This window comes from Dehalobacter sp. TeCB1 (assembly GCF_001707455.1).
In the GTDB taxonomy this organism is placed as follows: Bacteria; Bacillota; Desulfitobacteriia; order Desulfitobacteriales; family Syntrophobotulaceae; genus Dehalobacter; species Dehalobacter restrictus.
In genome coordinates this window covers 1-17036 of the sequence record NZ_MCHF01000027.1, presented here as the reverse complement: position 1 = coordinate 17036, position 17036 = coordinate 1, and the positions used below count along the sequence as shown (strand labels likewise).

Below are 17036 nucleotides of genomic sequence, written 5' to 3'. Positions count from 1 at the left end.
AAAAAAAATATTCCAAACATTTGCTGGAATATGATATGTTCAGGCTTAGAAAATGGACAAAACATAACCACCCCTAAAGGAGTATTCTATCGATTTATTTTACTTTTTGCCGTTTTCGAAGCTTATAACAGAAACATGGGGCACATCGAAACTTAAACTAAAGTTTCGTTACGCCCCATGTTTATTTTCTTGAAGAAATCTTAGGATTTCTTCGCTGGCTTCTTGCATACTGCTGATGTCCGTTTTGATAGCAAACCCTTTCTCAGCCAGCCGATAAACAACTTGCAAGTACTCCGGCAATTCCAGTTGATATCGACCAAGAATTTCAGGTTTCATCAGCAGGTCTTTAACGTCTCCGAAAAAGATTATGGATCCACTGTCCAAAATAGCAATCTTATCCGTGATGGCCATGATTTCTTTAAGGTTATGAGAGATCATGACCGTCGTTTCTTTTTTTTCGTGACGTTTTTTGAGTATATCCGAAAGCAGCTTCCGGCCGGCAGCGTCCAAACCTGCCATGGGTTCATCAAGGATGAGTATTTCCGGCTGAATGGCCAGCATCCCGGCAATGGCGACCCTTCTTCGCATGCCGCCGCTCAGTGTGACCGGGGACAGTTGGTTGATATTTTCCTGGTTTATACCAACCTGCCGCAGAGCATCATAGACTCTTTCTGCGACTTCTGTTTCAGGCAGGCCTAAGTTCCTCGGGCCATAGGCCACTTCATCAAAGACCGTAACTTGAAAAATCTGCTGTTCGGGATATTGAAAAACCAGCCCTGCTTTTTTCCAAAGATCTTTACTTAATTTGGGGTCCGAAGTTGGAATCCCGCATACAGTCATATGACCGGAGGTAGGCCGGATCAATCCGTTAAAATGTTGGGCAAGTGTCGATTTACCGGAACCGTTAGGTCCGAGTATGCCAAGGAATTCTCCTTTTGTTAGAGAGATATTAATGTCTTTGAGGGCTTGATGTTCGTAAACTGAACCGGGTAAGTACGTATAAGAAAGATGATTCGTTTCTACAACTGCAGGCATAGATAATCCACCAACTCCCGGACAGATTTGACATTTTCGGGAACAGAATATCCGTTTGATCCTAATTGGTTGATCAATTGGTAAACCGTTGGGGTATCCAGTCCCAGTTCTGCCAACTTTGCACTGGCATAGACTTCCTTTGGGGTTCCCTGTAAAAAAATTGATCCGTGATCCAGAACAATCAGCCTGTCTGCCTGGACCAAATCCTCGGGATTATGACTGATGATCAGAATGGTCATGTCTTCCTGTTTATTTAAGACCTTCAGCTGTTCGAGCAGTTCCTTCCTTCCTGTCGGATCCAGCATCGAAGTCGGCTCATCAAGAACGAGGTATTCCGGCAGCATCGCCAAGGCCGAGGCCAGAGCCACTTTTTGTTTTTGTCCGCCTGAAAGCAGATGCGGTGCATGATGCCTTTTGTCTTCGAGGCCGCACACCTGGAGTGCCCAATTAATCCGGCGATTGATTTCTGAAATTGGTAGCCCTAAATTTTCAGGGCCAAAAGAAATTTCTTCCTCAATGACAGGACTGATTAATTGATTATCGGGGTTTTGGAAAACCATACCGACAAGTCTGCGGATTTCAGGCAGTTGTTCAATGTTTGCCGTATCAAGCCCATTGATAAAGACCTTTCCATCCGTTGGTTTAAGCAGGCCATTTAATAGTTTGGCCAGGGTAGATTTTCCCGAACCATTCATCCCAAGCAAACCGACATATTCGCCCTTCCTGATCGACAAGGAGATATCTTTCAGCGCAGGTGTTTTCCCTTGAGAGTAATCTATATAATGCTTTGTGACATTGACGAATTCGATACCTTGAGCAGTCATACTTTCGGCTCCTGACTTATAGAAGAATGCTAATCGTAATACCTGTACCTAAAACGGCGGTCATTTGGATTAAGAACAGGATATCCCGACGTTTCATTTGCAAACGGTTTAACCTTAACTGATTGGGATGGGAAGTAAAGCACCTGCTGTCCATCGCTTCACCCAAGTCAGCGGCCCGAACCAGGGACGCTTCAAATAAGGGGATGAGAATGGCAGTATAGCTCTTTATCCGGACGGCAATATTTGATGAATCAAATTGGGCTCCCCTTGATTTTTGAGCATTTTTTATGATGGCCGCTTCTTCAAATAAAGTAGGAAGAAAGCGAAAAGAAATGCTGAGGATGGTTGTATAATTATGAATAGGAATATGTAATTTCCTTAATGGTAGCAGCAAGTATTCGATTCCTGCGGATAATTTGAGGGATGATGTTGTCATCAGTAAAATCATAGAGCCTAAAAATAAAATAACCAGCCGCGATATATTGATCAGCCCTAAGATCAGACCTTCTCTGGTCATACTGAGCTTTCCAACCATCAAAACGGTCTCGCCCGGCGTGAGAAATCCCTGGAAGACCAGCGTAAAAAGAAGCAGATATCTTAATTTCAATAAACTGCTCAGAATTAATTGATAGCTTAATCCGGAAGAAATAATGGCAGCAGCCATTAATAGAATCAAGAAAAGCAGAAAATACAAATTATCGGTAATTATGACGGAAAAAATGACCAATAAGCAGCTCAATATTTTCGTTCGGGGATCCAACAAATGGAGCAGGGAATTCCCATAGACGTATTGGCCTAATTTCATACCGATCATTGAAAAGGCTCCTTTGACAATTTCTGTTTCGTATGAATAATAGTACTTATATGGGTTTAATGCAAATAAAATAAATCTATTTGATTAAAATAAGACTTCGATTAAAACAAGACATCAAATAAAAATTGCATGATCTGAAGGGGATTGCATAATTCGGAGGAAGATCCAGTTATGGAACATGTCAAAAATGTGATATCAACAAAGAAACTGGCTGTTATTGCCATTCTCGTGGCGCAAGCCTCCGTTCTTCATTATCTTGAGAGTATGTTCCCTAGTCCGCTGCCTATACCGGGAGTGAAGCTGGGTTTGGCCAATATTATTACCCTGGTGGCTTTGGTTGTCTTTGACTTTAAGACGGCCCTACAGATTACCGTACTGCGGACAATTCTCGGCTCTCTGCTCAGTGGGACCTTATTCGGCATGGGTTTTTTTATGAGCTTTTTAGGCGCTGTTGCAGCTGCGATCGTCATGGCAGTGCTGTTATATCTATTTACAGGTCTGAGTATGGTTGGTATCAGTGTAGCAGGGGCTGTAGCCCATAATCTCGGGCAATTGGCCATGGCAGCCTTGGTTCTAAGGTTTTCAGGGATCTTTTTTTACTTGCCTGTTATGCTACTTTTTTCAGTGCCTACCGGAATCATAACCGGAATTATTATTAATGAACTGGTGAAATATATCAAGGCAACAAACCGGTTTAATACGCTGCTTGAGGATACGTAAAAATCTGCTAATTAATTAGACATACTACAACTTTTCAATTTGTTTTTCAATCAGTTTTGACAAGCATTTCTCATTCATGTAATATGAATAATGATTGTCAGACTAAAAAGGAGGTGCGATTATGTTTGAAGTTACTGAAATCGCGGCCAAGAGAATTAAAGACATCATGGTGACTCAGAATATGGATGATTCTTACTTGCGGCTCTATGTAGCCGGCATTGGCTGAAGGGGGCCGAATTACGGCATGACTCTGGATGAGTCAAAGACCCCTGACGATATATTTGATGAACAGCATGGACTAAAAATTGTCGCAGACAAGCAATTTACAGAAGTTCTTGAGGGTGTTGTAATCAATTATATTGACACCCCCGATGGGGACCAATTTGAAATCAAATCACCCTTAAAAGGTGAGTGCGGATCGGACTGCAGTTCAGGAAGCTGCGAATCATAAAGCTCAAAAAAGAGATTGAATCAATCAAATTGCATCAATCTCTTTTTTGATTCCTTTAATCCAAATTCAACGAAAAAATATTAAATAGGGAAACAGGCTTATCTGATTTAACAGGAAGCCTTTTTTTATCCCCTAAAATTGTATGTAAGCCAATCCAAATATATATTTAGCCATACGAAGAATATATCAAAATATTTAAAATATTATGTCAAAAATTGTAGACATTCGACAAATTATGCAGTATATTAGGTGTAAAAGATGGTAAGTAAACACTTACTTTCCAAGATAGGAGTTTATTACCATATGAATTTACTAATACATCGGAAAGAAAGCATCATCTTAACGACAATTGATCTGATCGATAAATACGGAATCCACCAAATTTCAACACGCGAGATTGCCAAAAAGCAGAATATCACCGAGGGAGCCATCTATAAGCATTTTAAAAGCAAAAATGAACTGATGCTCGGCGTCCTGGATTATTTCTCGCAGTATGACAGCGACCTGTTCCTTACGGCCCAGCAGAAAGAAACCACGGAAGAAGCGATTATTTTTCTTGTCGAATCATTTTCTTCGTATTACGAAAATTACCCGTCAATCACCGCAGTACTTCTATCTTTGGAAATTATGCGCTATGACGAAGCGTTAAAATCAAAAGTCGAAGACATTTATTCAACGCGATTTGTTTTTTTAAAGAAAATTATTCAGAAAGGCCAGGAGACAGGGGAAATATCTCCGAAACTATCGAGTGAGATGCTGACTGATATTATTATCGGAACCTGCGTAGCGCTTTGCGCGAGGTGGAGACTACAGCAGTATTCTTTCTCTTTACGGGGAAAATGCCTGGAGGCAGTTAACACGATCCTGGGTTCTTTCATTCAAGACAAGATTAATCCTCAAAGGAGGGAGTCCATTGATTAAAGTACTGATTGTAGATGATGCGGCATTTATGCGGCTGGCGATCAAAAATATGCTTCAGAACAACGGTTTTGAGGTCGTCGGTGAGGCTGCGAACGGGTTGGAAGGCCTGGAAAGCTATAAACAATTGCAACCTGATGTCGTTACCATGGATATTACGATGCCTGAAATGTCCGGTTTGGAAGCATTACCTGAAATCATGAAATTTGATCCGAAAGCCAAGGTCGTGATGGTTTCCGCGATGGGACAGGAAAGTATGGTAAGGCAGGCTGTTGCGCTTGGTGCGAAGTCCTTTATTATCAAACCGTTCAAAGAGGATGTCGTAGTCAAAACCTTAAATCAGGTGAATGCATTAAAATAGTCAGTTGATATGTTTGGGGGGCAGATAAAAATGGCTGGTAATTATTCCAATGAATCCATGTTAGACCTGTATATTTTCGAAACGTCCAATCTGCTTGAACAGCTAGAGCATTCCATTCTGGCCAGTGAAAAATCCAATCATATTTCCAAAGACGATGTCAATGAGATCTTCCGGATCATGCATACCATTAAGGGTTCATCTGCAATGATGCTTTTTGACAACATCGCTTCTCTTGCCCATTCAATCGAGGACTTGTTTTATTTCATCCGCGAAAACGATCCCAGGGAGGTCGACTGCTCCGCGCTTTCGGATATTGTGCTCGAAGGTGTCGATTTTCTCAAAGTCGAACTGGAAAAAGTCAAAGCCAAAGACCCCGTTGACGGAGATGCACAGCGTCTGAAAGAGACGATTGCAGATTTCCTGAACAAACTGAAATTACAAAATTCTTCAGCAGAAAAAGTATTTACATCCAGGAAAGAAACGAAGAAAAATTCAGTAGAAGATCTGAAGGACATGCCGGAAGACATAGAAGAAATAACTGAAAAAATACCTGAAGAAAAACCCAGATATTATATTGCCCCGAACATAACAGAGCCCCCGGCGGCCCTGTCTAAAAAGAACTGGTACAAGGCTGTAATTTTCTATCAGGACGGCTGTGAAATGGAAAATATCAGAGCCTACACCGTCATCCATAATTTGAAAGAAATTGTGGACAAGTACATTTTCACCCCGGAAGATATTATTGAAAATGATCTGAGTGCTCAGGTCATTAAAGAACAGGGCTTTACAGTAGTCTTAAGGACAGATAAAAGCTATGAAGAAATGCATGAATTCTTCATGCAGACGATTTTCCTCAGAGAGCTGAAGTTGGAGCAGATCGAAGATCAGGAAGACGAACCGGTGATGAATCAACATGAGAATGCTTTAACCCCACAGATTCCTGTCCTACAGACAGTTGAAAGGGAGGAAAAGGCCGAGAAGGAAGTCTCTCTTTCTTCTGCCCAGCAGAGCATCATCAGTGTCAATGTCGCCAAGCTGGACAGACTGATGGACCTGGTCGGAGAAATGGTGATTGCCGAGGCCATGGTTACCCAAAACCCTGACCTTAAAGGGCTGCAGCTAGATAATTTCTATAAGGCAGCCCGGCAGTTCGGAAAAATCACCGGGGAATTGCAGGATATGGTCATGGCGATCCGGATGGTTCCGCTGTCGACGACCTTTCACAAAATGCACAGAATCGTACGCGATATGAGTAAGAAGCTGAACAAAGAAGTGCGTTTAGAGATCATCGGTGAGGAAACGGAAGTTGACAAAAATATCATTTGTTATGTACTACATTTCAACGGTGTTTTTAAGCTATTTACAGGACTGTTATATACTACATTTCAACGGTACACACACAACCACGATATAACCACGAGAAGAACGGCGGCTATTTAGAGGTACAAACACACCACCCACCGCCTTAAAGTGTCAGCTCGCCCAAATCTCGTGGTGGTCATAACCTTGTGAAGCAAGTTACATTGAGTAGCTTGCTTTTTTGTTTGTGTATTTTGTATAGAGGTCAAAAAAATAACTAAGGCTTTTTCCTTAGCTTTTTCTATATGTAGTTGTTAATTCCTATAAACTTGCGAAATAAACACTATATATAGTATTTTCGGGTTTACTTCATCACAAGAGGGTCGTATAATTTATTTAACGGAAGGAGGGCATGGGCAATGAGTTTCAGAGAACTAAACTTGATGATGGAAACCGAAAACTATTCGGCTCTTGTTAAAAAAGGTGAGCCTGTTGCTGTGTTCAAGACGAGAAAGAATATTGATGGCACATTTTCAAATTATGTCGAACTATTTAACTGCTCCGAAGAGCACGCCGCCTTTATTCAAAAAGCAATAGAAATCAGACAGGCGGGTGGTCGTAATGCGTAGCAAAGTAAACACAGCTTATCTTATATGTGATGAACGCAAGTTTCAGAGCGTATGCGATGTTGAAAAAGAGCTAAACAGACTTCGGGCAGTATGTGTGCGGTTGAAGAATAAGCAGGAAGAAGAAATCAGTTTTATTCTCGGCGTATCAGTTACGAACACTAATTATATCGGCAAGATGGGTTATGACAAGCCTAAAAACCAAGGCGGCAAAAAACAGTTTATTTGTGCTGATAGTAGGCTGACATGGAATCCAGAAACAGGTAAAAATGTCGTTGTTCCTGCTCCCCACCAAACAGACCCGCATATTCACATCATGATACAGGGTTACGGAGCAAGTAGCTGTGCCGAAAAGATTTTGAAGAACCTGCGGAAGCGAAATGCTGATACCACCTTTAGCAAGACCCATCTATCAACTCCCGAACGGATAGCACAAGTAACCTCATATATCGAAGAACAGAGTACAATTTTACGCCATGTGTAATGAGCAAAATTGTACGTTTTTCATTCAGGGGCAAGGTGCGGAAAAGCCAGTAACGGCGGTGCTTTTTAGGCTCTCTGAAATAGCAAACGAAGTGTAATGTAATATTATATATGCTCAATACACACATAGCTTCATACGCATAAGCACTCGATTAAAAACTCGATAAAGAAAGGAAAAACCGACATGAAAATTATTAAAACAGTTTTAGTCGCTATTATCGTTGCGCTTAGCGCAATCGCATTCCACATCATTATTTTCGCTCGATTACCGTTTCTACTGTTAATCGGCACTGTGAAAATGTGGATAGCGATTATAGCAAGTGAAATGAGTATTCTCTACGCTCACATTCGGGAAATGTGGCGAGTGAATTATCAGAAAGTTTAGACAAAGGGGGCGAGTTAAATGGCAAGACCGAAAGTTCCAGAGGAACTAAAGAAACAGCGGCATAGAGAATATATGCAGAAATATATGGTTGAATATCGCAAGCGGCAAAAAGAGCAGAGTTTTTCAGAAGCTATTAAAAAGACTTCTTCCCCTGCTCCCCGCCACCCCTCGGTGGTAGATATTAGCGAAAGGCAGGTGTAACAAATGGCAAATATTAAAAACTCTATCAGCTTACAGGATAGAATGTCCCCTGTTCTCCGCTCGGTGATGAAGTCAATGGACAGCACGTTGCGGGTTATGCAGAACTTGGACAGGCAATCTAATAAGGGTGTCCAGAGCAAGGCATATCAAGCGGCGCAAAAGGATATTCAGAGAGCAAATAATCAGCTTATCAAGATGCAGAACAACTTAGACAGAGCGGATAAAATGGCGGGTAATCTGTCAAAGTCCACAGGGCAGATTAACAGCAATATGTCACGCATTGGCTCACATGGCTTTAATCTCGCCAACTTAGCCGCAGGGGTGTATCTGCTGAAAAATGCGGCAAACGCATTGACAGGGATTATGGAAACGCCCGACAGCTTAAACGCTATTCAGTATCGGCTTGCTACATACGATAAGACAGGCGCAACGCCGCAACAGTTGTTTGACGCTTCGTATATAGCGGCTATGAACTCACGTTCCGACTTGGACAGTACGGCTAATCTCGCCGCTCGTGTTTTAGCAACAGGAGCAACGGACGGTAACGGCGCACAGGCTATCAGACTTGCGGAACTGCTGAATAAATCGTCTTTCTTGGGCGGTTCGTCGGCGCAGGAATCCAGAAATGCACTCATGCAGTTATCACAAGCTCTTGCTTCGGGTGCATTACAGGGTGATGAACTCCGCTCTATTAGAGAAAATGCACCTGGATTAACTGATGTACTTTCAAGGGGTCTGACTGCTCTTGCTGACAGGGGCGTACTGTCTGACAGGTTCTTGAATACTACAATAGGAGATTTGAAGCAACTCGGCGCAGAGGGTGAACTAACCACAGGGCGCATTATCGCCGCTTTTCAAGAAATGGGCGGTTACATTGACAGCACTTTTGAAGATTCGCCTAAACAGTTTGGACAGGCTATGACAATGGTCGGTAACATTTGGGACAGGTTTCTTAAAATGCTGTCGGCGGGTGATGGCGCACTTGCCCGAATAAATGATAAGGCGTGGCAACTGGTCGGGTGGTTGGAATCGGCTTCGGGTACGAAGTTTTTAGAAACACTCGCAACAGGAATTACATTCGTTGTAGATGGCATTATTCAGCTTATCGACTGGATAGGTGATTTAATCAGTTGGTTTAACGGTCTTGAAAACAGCTCACATATTTTACAGGCGGCATTTATAACGCTTGGTGTCGTAGCTACATACGCCGCCATACAAGCTGCCATAGCTTGGGGCATTGCTGCGTGGCCGATTTTGCTTGTCGTTGCTCTTGTAGGTGTTCTGATTTACGCTTTATTGCAAGCGGGAGTAACGGCGGGGGAAATAGTCGGCGGTATTGCAGGCGGTTTCCTGTTCCTCGCCTATCTACTGTATGACGTGCTGATCGGTGCACTTGTGGCGGTAGGCGTTATAGGTGTCGGGGCGGGTATGCTTGTCATAATGGCTGTGCAGGGTATTGTTCAGATTGTTTTATGGGCGGTACTTGCTATATGGAGCGCACTTGTAACCGTCTACAATGTTCTATTCTCTATCGTAAAGGGCGCATACGGCGTTGTCAAGGGCGCAATAGTCGGCATTTATCAAGTGTTCGTTTGGCTCGGTCAAGGCGTTCTCGGTATCTTGTGGGCGATTGCAAAGGCTATTGATTTTGTTTTCGGCTCTAACCTGTCGGGAACAGTCGGTGGGTGGATTGATGGTTTAGGAAAATCGGTTGAGGACTTGAACAAGGCACTTGACCCGCTCGGCGAGTTTGAAAGCATAGGCGACCAGTGGAAAGATTCATACAGCACTTTAGGAGATATGTTTGCAGGAAAAGGGCAATACGATGACTGGAACATAACTGACAAAATGGGTGATGTATGGAATGGCGGTACTGCAATGATACAGGGTATTGCGGATTGGGGTAACGCTACAATGCTAAATCCTATGGACGGTTGGGATAGCGGTTATACATTCGGTGCTGATATTGCAAACAAGATGGAAAATTTCGATTTCAATCTTGAAAAGCTAATCGGCGGCAACGGCACAATCGGTATCAACGGCGGCAATTTGGATTCCGTTGGAAAAATCAACAGTGATGTTGAAATTAAAGACGAGGATTTGAAACTGCTTAGGGATATGGCGGCAAGAGATTTCTTGCTTAATCTGCAACACATTACGCCTGTTCAGAATAACAAGTTCGGTGATATTAGAGAAACGGCAGACCTCAACAAAATCATGGAAAAGCTTACAGACATGGTTGAAGAAGGAATGGCTACTTCTCTTGTAGTCAACTAAGAGGGTGAGGTCATGCGCGGAAAACGCAAAGATATTCCAACAGATATAGAAATGGGGTTCATAAATACTGTGCATGACCTCTTTCGCCTATATAGCAACTGCGACAAAAATCTGGAAAATGGCGTTGAGATGAAAATTATAATCGGTAAATTAAAACAGGGTCGGTTTGCCGATACCACAACCAAATTAAAAAAATTGATAAAGGAGATTGAAGAAAATGAGTAACTTTGGAGCAATGAAGAGGTATATTGACAGTCAGAACAACCGCCCCTCAATTCAAAAGCTGATTGAGGACAAGCCGTATCGCCGTATGCTTGCGGAGTTGAAACAGATTGCCGAGGATAAAGGGTATACAGCAAAATGGCTGAAAGAGCAGACTGCGGAGCTTAACAAGGAATATTACGATTTTTGTCTGAAAGCTGTTATGGAGAACCGCCAGAAACTTGACAAGGCGATGGAAGAATACAAGCAGGCAAAAGATATTTACTTTGAGCATAACTATTCAGCCGCCGACTATACAGATTTACAGTTTTTGCAGACGCTCATTAAAACACGCCTTGTAAATGAGTGCAAGAATCAGCCTGTATTGGCGGAGCGGGTAATTGCAGAATATATCAATACGCAGAAAGGCGCAAGGGCGATTATGTTTTTAGCTAATGACCCCGACATTAGCAAAGACTCCAAAATTAGCGAAATGTTAAAAAGCCACTACAACACCGCCACACAGAATGCACAGTCGGCGGCAGAAAAACGCTTCTATGCGGATAAAGAAGCTGCACTCGATAAGATGATGAGTGAAATTAACCCGCTGACAGTTAATGACGTGATTGGAACTGCTATGCTCAGTGAAGCGTCCGAGTGGGTGGGCATGGATAAAGCAGAAAAAGCAGGTGATTTCTATTTTCACGAATTGAAACAGCCGAGGTTGCCCAGTATGGAAGAAGTAAATCCGTGGTTTGAATCCATTATCAGTGCTGCGAAAAGGGGTGAATAAATATGTTTTTCGATAGATATTTCGATATGGACTTCACAGAAAAAAAGCTGAGCAATTATAGCTACAATGTAACTGCCGAGCCTAAAGAGCCAGATATACAGCCAGATGGTAGTATAACAGCCACGCTCGATTTCATGAGGGGTGAAAAAGACCCTAAAAAACCACACCAAAGTCATAGCAAATCAAACGAAACTATATACAGCGATACTGAAAGTAATACAAAACCAGTTGATACTGTACACGCAGAACCACGAGATTTACCCGCTACGGCGTTTGATAATACTGACACCAGTATTACCATTGATAACACAGAAAACGCCGATATACAAGCAGATAGCCAACGTCCTTCCTCTAACTTTGCTAAAGCGAGAATATTTTGATACACGCAAAAAGAGGTACAGACCATTACAATCCAACAAAGAATAATTTTAGGGGGTGTTTTACATGGATAACGATAAAATTGAGAAGATAGCGGGACTAACAACAAAGCAATCGGCGTTTCTAATCGAGTATGCCAAGACCGATAATCTTTCACAGGCTTGCCGAGTGGCAAATATCAATCGGTCAACTGGATATAAGTATTTAGAAAACGAGGATTTTCAACTCGCTTTGCAGGAAATGAAAACAAAGATTGTCAATGCCGCATGGACTAAAATGTCGAGTAACTTAGAAATGGCTGTGGGAAAGGTATTGTCTATTCTAAATGACCCGAACACAACCACCAACGCAAAACTGCGGGCGGCAGAACTCGTATTTACTTATACTGCCCGACACGTTGACGGTCGAGAGATTATAGCCAGAATGGACAGATTGGAGGAACTTTTCAATGCAGAGTAAAGTATTGTTACAGCGAGTAAAAAAGCTTGAAAAGAAGCTAATCAAGGAAAAGACACTTTTCGTCTTTTTTGAAGAGCCGACACAAGCACAACTTGCTAAGATTCCAGAGGGTGCAGATGTCATAGTCTATACAGGCGAAGATGAAATTGAAGATTAAAGAAAGCGGCTATACAGTTTGGAAACATTCTGCATAGCCGCCTTTATTTATATAGTCTGATACAAGCCGAGTATGCTGTTAAAAAACTCTACGAACTCGCCGAGTGTAATAGCGGCAGTCGGCTTAAAATCCGCTCTATCTCTAATCCAGTCGTGGGCAACGGCGGTTTGCACAGCCTTTACCGCCCAACCGTCATATTTGATATTTTGCAGAGTATAATTCTCACTTTTGACGAAGCGAGTTAAAACGGTCAAAGCGTGTGCCCATGTTAACCGTCCATTCGGGTTATAACAGCCGTTTCCGACACCATCTATAATTCCCGCCTTTGTAACCGTAGCCACATGGCGGCTATATGAAGCATTGGCGGGAACATCAGTAAAGGTGCTTTGTGCTGTATCATATTTAGCCAGAGTATTAGCGTCCAACAGATGATAAATAATTGTAGCCAACTGCGCTCTTGTCAAATAATCATCAGCTTTGCCGCCGCTATATCCGTCCAGAGCAATGGAGCGAGAAACATCAAGTACAGCATTGCCACAGGCAAGAGCACGCACAGGCGTTGCAGTAGGCTGCACAACGGGCGCAGTCGTGGTTGTAGTGGGTCGGGAGGGTCTATGTACCGGCGGCGTATAATCGTCATCATCGCCGTTATCGTCCGGCTGTGGGTTGGGTTGCGGGTTAGGCTCTGGATCTGGAACAGGGTCGGGGTCAGGTGCAGGCGGGTTAAATCTTTCTGCCGCCGCTTCATCAGTCAGATACACTAATTTTGCTAAAGTGGTGTATTCAGAGATAGGCAAGGTCAGCTTCTGCCCTGTTGCTTCATCATAAAAGCCCTCGCCATCTGTCATACTGCCTGTAATGCTCAAAGTACCATAAGAATGAATGTCCGTTCCCACTCCATCATTAGTCGCTGTATTTCCGTATATGTGGCAATCGGAAACAGTAAGAACGCCACCGTTTAGAATGCCGCCGCCAGATTCGCCTATGCCACCTGTAATAGTGGTATTGTCTACGATAAGTTCACCGTTATTGTTAATACCACCGCCATTCAATGTACAGCCTTTTATCTCTACTTGCGTATTCGACATAATTTTTATGGCTCTCTCCATACGCCCAGAGAAAGAGCAGTTTTCAATAACAGCCTTGTTTATATCCATATTGCCGCTGATATTGATATAATTACTCCCCTGCTCTCCTGTCATGCTAAAGGTGCAGTTTTGAATAACGGCGGGGGTCAAGGTCGAGAAGTTTATAGCAATGGTATTAAACTCGCTTGCATTGTCTAAAAAGGCAAATCCATCTAATACAGCATTATCACGCAATTCCAATAATGCGCCGCTTGAATACTCGCTTGCTCTTGTGATGGTAACTTGCTTATCGGTGCTAATAGCGGCAGTAACAATAATTCTTTGTTTTACCTCTATTGTATCACCGTCCACAGCGGCGGCAACAGCAGTTTCCAGTTCTTCCATAGAGCCGACAGAAAATATTGTTGGCTCGGATAGTTCTTCAGCGGCGAAAGCTGTCGTTGCCATGCTAAACAACAGGGTCAAGGTAAGTAGTACGCTTAATAGTCTTTTCATTTCAAATCCTCCAGTCTTTTAATAAAATGGCTTATATATAAACAAAACAACGTAGCACACGCCCATGCTACGTTGTTTTGTAATTTTATATGGAAGTGTATAAACGTGGTGCATAACGCCGCACAGCCGCCACAAACCGCCGAGGGGTAGACATAGAAGATAGAACATAATATACAAGTCATAGCAATAGTATAAATAACGGTGGTTAAATGTAAATAGTTAAATATAAAAGTAAATGTAATAAATCCATACGAAAGAGCCTTCCGAAAATAGAGCATTAACTACATTACAATAAACCATCGTTTTTTAGTATATGGATATACAACAGCGATTATAAAAACATGACAGCATACCTATATAGCATTAACTATCTACTAATACAAGCATGACACACCAATACACGCCGAGCCGATAACCGACACGAAGCAGTTACCCGCATGGCGGGGGTGGGGTACCCGATATATGCGACAGATGGATATAGATGGTCGCTCGCACAGCATAGCGGGATTTATTTCGAGGATTTTCAAAGATGCGCACTAAAAATTTTCGGCTATTTCAAATATAGTCGGCTTGCTTAAAGAACTCCTGCAATTTCTTAAAGCTATCGACATAGCCGCGAACATCAAGGGCAGGACGCTTTCTACCGATTTTTTCAAGATATATTGTCAATGCCTTTTGATAGTCCTCTATTGAAATCTCACCTTTAAGCAGTTTATAGAAGTCTATATTTAGCTCGGAGTGTTGCGGGCGGCTGGCAAAGGTAGCGTCAGTATAGGCTTGGGACGCAGATTGAGGACTTGCATTTGAATGTTCCGCCATATGCTTTAAGAAAGCTGTTCTATACAGCTTCTTTTTTTGTCTAAAATCCTCGGTACTTGTTATTTTCATGGAATTGTTTTTTCTCGGCAAATGATTTATAGCGTACTCACAGCATTGCACTACAAGCTGATTGAATGAAATATTTTCAAATGTAGCTATCTCCTCAAGCTGTTCTATTAAGTCATCTGGCAGACGAAGCGTCTTATTTGTCGTTTCTTGCTTTTGTATGATAAACATATTTACCACCTCCCATTTATATAATTCTACTTATTTTTGCGTAAGTATGACATACAGCATTATTGCAACTGTAATTATAGTGCAAATAAAGGTTTACAAAAACACGTTAATATATTATAATGCTGTTGTCCGAGTATATTTGAAAAAGGGGGGTGATGAAAAATGAAGTTTGGATATGCGAGGGTCAGCACCGACGCACAAAGTTTAGACCGTCAATTAGATGCTCTAAGCAAATATGGCGTTGATGAAATCCTCCAAGAAAAAATGACAGGCACGAAACAAAGCCGCCCAGAATTAGACAGGCTAATAGACAAAATGCGTGAGGGCGACACCGTTGTTATAGAAAGCCTGTCAAGGTTAGGACGTTCCACAAAAGACCTATTATCTTTAGTGGAGTTATTTAATGAGCGGGGCGTTACGTTAGTTAGCCTAAAAGAAAATATAGATATAAGCACACCGACAGGCAAGCTACTGGTTACAGTCCTTTCTGCTCTCTGCCAGTTTGAGCGTGATTTAACGGTGCAGCGCACAAATGAGGGTTTAACGGCGGCAAGGGCAAGGGGGCGCAAAGGCGGCAGACCGCCGATAGATAAAAAAACAATCGAAAAAGCCTTAAAACTCCATGACGCAAAGGCTATGAGCGTTTCAGAAATCTGTGAAGTCTGCAATATTTCACAGGGTACGCTATATAAGGCAATCAACGAACGAAAAGAAAAGGAGATTGAAAATGGAGAAAAACAAACAAGATTCAAGCACATTGACCCCTCATCCTCTGTACCAGATTGAAAAACCATTATGTCCTACGGTAAGTGCTAAGACGGAAAATGAAATTGAAATTGCAAAGATAAACGAAAGGTTGTTGCGGATTGCAGAAGCCAACCCACACAGGCGCTGTCCCTTTTTCTCTCCAGAATTGCGGAAGAAAAGGAGGCAGATGAAAAAGGAGGCAAAACTGGCAAAGAAAAAATCTCGACTGATTTTTATGGTTGATGATGAATGGAAGTCAAGAATAAAAACAGCAGAGAAATAATATCAGCAAAAAATAAAGCTAAAGCACACGCTTTAGCTTAGTACCGAATAACAATATCAAAGTATAAAAGGAGTGCAGAAAGATGTTACAAGATTTATTTGGCAATATTGGAGCAATAATATTTCCCATTCTCGTAGTTGCGTGTGTGGTGGCTCTGGTTTACATAAAGAAAAAAGCCGCTTCCAAAGCTAAACAGGAAATGACCGAGCGAGGTATTTTTGCTGAATTAGCGGGTACTCATTGGTACGGACTTCCCGCAAACGAAAACGCAAAGGTGTTTATAGACCTGTCTAATGATGGAATTGCTTTCAGAGCAAAGAACGGCAACGATATATTGAGCATAACAAAAGAGCAGATTATCGCTATTTCTTCAAGGTCTGAAAAAGAGATTATCAGCAGTATCACGAAAGGCACAACAAAAGGCGGTGTCGGTGCGGCGGCTGTCGGCGGTGCGTTGCTCGGTCCTGCGGGATTGGTAGCGGGGGCAGTAGTCGGCAAAAAGAGAAATCAGTCCGAAACGAAAAACAAGACGAAAAATCATCTGTATTTTGTACTAAAAAGCAATACGCAGTATGGCGAGATTGCTTTAGAGGTAAAGAGCAAGAGCAAATTACGGCATTTTGTAGATATGTGCAACTCTGCCCTGCTTAGATAAAGGAGCGGTGAAAATGGCAAGAGAAAAAATATGTGGTTACTGTCGGGTAAGCACAAAGGACAAGGAACAGTTAAGCTCATTTGAAAATCAAATGAGTTATTTTCAGCGTGAGTTTGGCGAGAGTGATAATTATGAGCTTGTCGAACTATATAGCGATTGTGGGCGTAGCGGTACAAGCCTGAAGCGTCCAGGCTTTGATAAAATGTTGTTTCTCACACTACTGTGCCGGAATTTTTCCACGATATCATTCCGTTAGAATTTCCAATTGTTACAGAGAAGTTGGAAGCGCTAGCAGAATTTTATTTTTAAAAAATGCTGCCTAAACGGCAG

At 42.3% G+C, this 17036-nt stretch carries 23 protein-coding genes; 18 read left to right on the top strand and 5 right to left on the bottom strand.

The window, feature by feature from the left end; translation table 11 throughout:
• Window positions 1–168 precede the first annotated feature (168 nt).
• The 3 genes from A7D23_RS07975 to A7D23_RS07965 are packed head-to-tail and all read right to left on the bottom strand — an operon-like array spanning window position 169 to window position 2673.
• Window positions 169–1035, bottom strand: a complete 867-nt coding sequence (locus A7D23_RS07975; RefSeq protein WP_025205322.1) for an energy-coupling factor transporter ATPase — start codon at window positions 1033–1035, stop codon at window positions 169–171.
• A complete protein-coding gene (locus A7D23_RS07970) occupies window positions 1020–1859 on the bottom strand; it encodes an energy-coupling factor transporter ATPase (RefSeq protein ID WP_025205323.1) in 840 nt (279 codons plus the stop codon). Before A7D23_RS07970 ends, A7D23_RS07975 begins: the two co-directional genes overlap by 16 nt.
• Window positions 1860–1875: 16 nt before the next feature.
• The gene (locus A7D23_RS07965) at window positions 1876–2673 is read right to left on the bottom strand and encodes an energy-coupling factor transporter transmembrane component T (protein WP_025205324.1); all 798 of its coding nucleotides are present in this window, start codon (window positions 2671–2673) and stop codon (window positions 1876–1878) included.
• Window positions 2674–2844: 171 nt separating this feature from the next.
• On the opposite strand from A7D23_RS07965, the gene A7D23_RS07960 reads away from it, so the two are divergent.
• From A7D23_RS07960 to A7D23_RS16035, 14 genes are all read left to right on the top strand, one after another.
• Complete coding sequence (locus tag A7D23_RS07960) at window positions 2845–3393, top strand: Gx transporter family protein (protein ID WP_025205325.1); 549 nt, start codon at window positions 2845–2847, stop codon at window positions 3391–3393.
• Between the two features lie 244 nt (window positions 3394–3637).
• The gene (locus tag A7D23_RS07950) at window positions 3638–3844 is read left to right on the top strand and encodes a hypothetical protein (protein WP_015044371.1); all 207 of its coding nucleotides are present in this window, start codon (window positions 3638–3640) and stop codon (window positions 3842–3844) included.
• A gap of 303 nt (window positions 3845–4147) precedes the next feature.
• A complete protein-coding gene (locus tag A7D23_RS07945) occupies window positions 4148–4765 on the top strand; it encodes a TetR/AcrR family transcriptional regulator (protein ID WP_025205327.1) in 618 nt (205 codons plus the stop codon).
• On the top strand, window positions 4758–5123 hold the full coding sequence (locus A7D23_RS07940; protein WP_025205328.1) for a response regulator: 366 nt from the start codon (window positions 4758–4760) through the stop codon (window positions 5121–5123). Before A7D23_RS07945 ends, A7D23_RS07940 begins: the two co-directional genes overlap by 8 nt.
• A 30-nt stretch (window positions 5124–5153) precedes the next feature.
• Window positions 5154–6563 (top strand): Hpt domain-containing protein, encoded by a 1410-nt coding sequence (locus tag A7D23_RS07935; protein WP_242871510.1) that lies wholly within the window; start codon window positions 5154–5156, stop codon window positions 6561–6563.
• A 278-nt stretch (window positions 6564–6841) separates the two neighbouring features.
• Entirely contained in the window at window positions 6842–7051 is a 210-nt protein-coding gene (locus A7D23_RS07930) for a hypothetical protein (RefSeq protein ID WP_068883507.1), read from the top strand.
• Complete coding sequence (locus tag A7D23_RS07925) at window positions 7044–7532, top strand: hypothetical protein (RefSeq protein WP_068883505.1); 489 nt, start codon at window positions 7044–7046, stop codon at window positions 7530–7532. The genes A7D23_RS07930 and A7D23_RS07925 overlap by 8 nt, the downstream gene beginning before the upstream one ends.
• 402 nt (window positions 7533–7934) lie before the next feature.
• Entirely contained in the window at window positions 7935–8117 is a 183-nt protein-coding gene (locus A7D23_RS07915) for a hypothetical protein (protein WP_068883500.1), read from the top strand.
• 3 nt (window positions 8118–8120) lie between these two features.
• Entirely contained in the window at window positions 8121–10394 is a 2274-nt protein-coding gene (locus A7D23_RS07910; protein ID WP_068883499.1) for a tape measure protein, read from the top strand.
• Window positions 10395–10406: 12 nt separating this feature from the next.
• Window positions 10407–10619: a hypothetical protein gene (locus A7D23_RS07905; RefSeq protein ID WP_068883497.1), complete on the top strand. Its 213-nt coding sequence runs from the start codon at window positions 10407–10409 to the stop codon at window positions 10617–10619.
• Window positions 10612–11388 carry a hypothetical protein gene (locus A7D23_RS07900; protein ID WP_068883495.1) on the top strand — a complete coding sequence of 259 codons (777 nt, stop codon included), beginning with the start codon at window positions 10612–10614 and terminating at the stop codon, window positions 11386–11388. The genes A7D23_RS07905 and A7D23_RS07900 overlap by 8 nt, the downstream gene beginning before the upstream one ends.
• Before the next feature lie 2 nt (window positions 11389–11390).
• Window positions 11391–11768, top strand: coding sequence for a hypothetical protein (locus tag A7D23_RS07895; RefSeq protein WP_068883493.1), 378 nt, complete (start codon window positions 11391–11393; stop codon window positions 11766–11768).
• A 64-nt stretch (window positions 11769–11832) separates the two neighbouring features.
• On the top strand, window positions 11833–12225 hold the full coding sequence (locus A7D23_RS07890) for a hypothetical protein (protein WP_068883491.1): 393 nt from the start codon (window positions 11833–11835) through the stop codon (window positions 12223–12225).
• Window positions 12215–12382, top strand: coding sequence for a hypothetical protein (locus tag A7D23_RS16035; RefSeq protein WP_158208146.1), 168 nt, complete (start codon window positions 12215–12217; stop codon window positions 12380–12382). The genes A7D23_RS07890 and A7D23_RS16035 overlap by 11 nt, the downstream gene beginning before the upstream one ends.
• 47 nt (window positions 12383–12429) lie before the next feature.
• Here A7D23_RS16035 and A7D23_RS07885 read toward each other — a convergent pair whose 3' ends face one another.
• Together A7D23_RS07885 and A7D23_RS07880 are read right to left on the bottom strand one after the other, a co-directional pair.
• Window positions 12430–13965, bottom strand: a complete 1536-nt coding sequence (locus A7D23_RS07885; RefSeq protein WP_068883489.1) for an S-layer homology domain-containing protein — start codon at window positions 13963–13965, stop codon at window positions 12430–12432.
• A gap of 555 nt (window positions 13966–14520) precedes the next feature.
• Window positions 14521–15021 (bottom strand): hypothetical protein, encoded by a 501-nt coding sequence (locus A7D23_RS07880; protein WP_068883487.1) that lies wholly within the window; start codon window positions 15019–15021, stop codon window positions 14521–14523.
• 162 nt (window positions 15022–15183) lie between these two features.
• On the opposite strand from A7D23_RS07880, the gene A7D23_RS07875 reads away from it, so the two are divergent.
• The 4 genes from A7D23_RS07875 to A7D23_RS07865 all read left to right on the top strand — a co-directional run bounded on the left by A7D23_RS07875 (window position 15184) and on the right by A7D23_RS07865 (window position 16962).
• A complete protein-coding gene (locus A7D23_RS07875; protein WP_068883486.1) occupies window positions 15184–15807 on the top strand; it encodes a recombinase family protein in 624 nt (207 codons plus the stop codon).
• Complete coding sequence (locus A7D23_RS15830) at window positions 15749–16051, top strand: hypothetical protein (RefSeq protein ID WP_141690655.1); 303 nt, start codon at window positions 15749–15751, stop codon at window positions 16049–16051. Before A7D23_RS07875 ends, A7D23_RS15830 begins: the two co-directional genes overlap by 59 nt.
• A gap of 82 nt (window positions 16052–16133) precedes the next feature.
• A complete protein-coding gene (locus tag A7D23_RS07870; protein ID WP_068883484.1) occupies window positions 16134–16706 on the top strand; it encodes a hypothetical protein in 573 nt (190 codons plus the stop codon).
• Window positions 16707–16719: 13 nt separating this feature from the next.
• The gene (locus A7D23_RS07865) at window positions 16720–16962 is read left to right on the top strand and encodes a recombinase family protein (protein ID WP_068883482.1); all 243 of its coding nucleotides are present in this window, start codon (window positions 16720–16722) and stop codon (window positions 16960–16962) included.
• Window positions 16963–17036 lie beyond the last annotated feature (74 nt).